This window comes from Vibrio sp. 1402 (genome assembly GCF_033340275.1).
This window is the reverse complement of the sequence record NZ_JAWOWE010000186.1, coordinates 1-780: the sequence shown is the minus strand read 5'-3', so window position 1 is coordinate 780 and position 780 is coordinate 1. Positions and strand designations below refer to the sequence as shown.

1 protein-coding gene is annotated in these 780 nt (G+C 39.2%); it reads left to right on the top strand.

Translation table 11 applies throughout. The features are described from left to right. Window positions 1-229: 229 nt before the first annotated feature. Entirely contained in the window at window positions 230-706 is a 477-nt protein-coding gene (locus R7044_RS24980; RefSeq protein WP_225455969.1) for a hypothetical protein, read from the top strand. The last annotated feature ends 74 nt before the right edge of the window (window positions 707-780 follow it).

Genomic DNA, 780 nt, shown 5'->3' with positions numbered 1-780 from the left:
TGAGAAGGGAGGGCAGAGCTCAAACTCTTATGATCTATCGGGATTATTCAAAAAGCTGAAGAAAGAGTCAAAGCTTCTTTCCAAACTCAAAGCTGAAAGGAAGTCTGAAGATGGCAGACTTAGACGGGGTGGAAGTCAGTCAGTTACCAGTTAAGACGAACTTTAGTTTTTTAAATAAAGAGTAAGTAATATGTGTCGAAGATAATAAGAAATTAATAAGGTGGAATGAATGAATGTATTGTTACCAGGCGATGTATCGCATCAGGTACTAAATAATAAAAAAACAAAAAACGCTAGGGTAACAAACTCAAAGGGAACTACATCATTTGGACAAATCCCAAAGTTAAATAGTCAATTCCCAGAAGCAGAAGTTATCTTAAAGCTAGGTGATCCTGGTTTTTATGACCTTAAGGTCAAGCAGCTAAAAGGGGCTTTTGGCCTACGTCATATTTGGGATAAGCACAGAAGTGAAATTAATGCTCAAGATGCATCTGATGTGGTTAAGTTTATAGAAAATGTAATCAGAGGTGGCGCTGAAGTTCTGATTGAGTACGGTAAGGATCCAAACAAGCCGATAATCTTAGAATCAAGTTCAGGCATGGTCATTGTAGAGCTAAAACGACCACAAGGTGAAGACCCTTACTACAGCATAGTGACTGCATACGATAGAAAAAGTCACCCAGGAACGTTAATGGGTACCCTCTAGATACAAAAAAGGCTGGTTATAAACCAGCCTTCCTAAATGAGTGATCGTTCGTGGCGTTCCCTTAGCTCATAGGG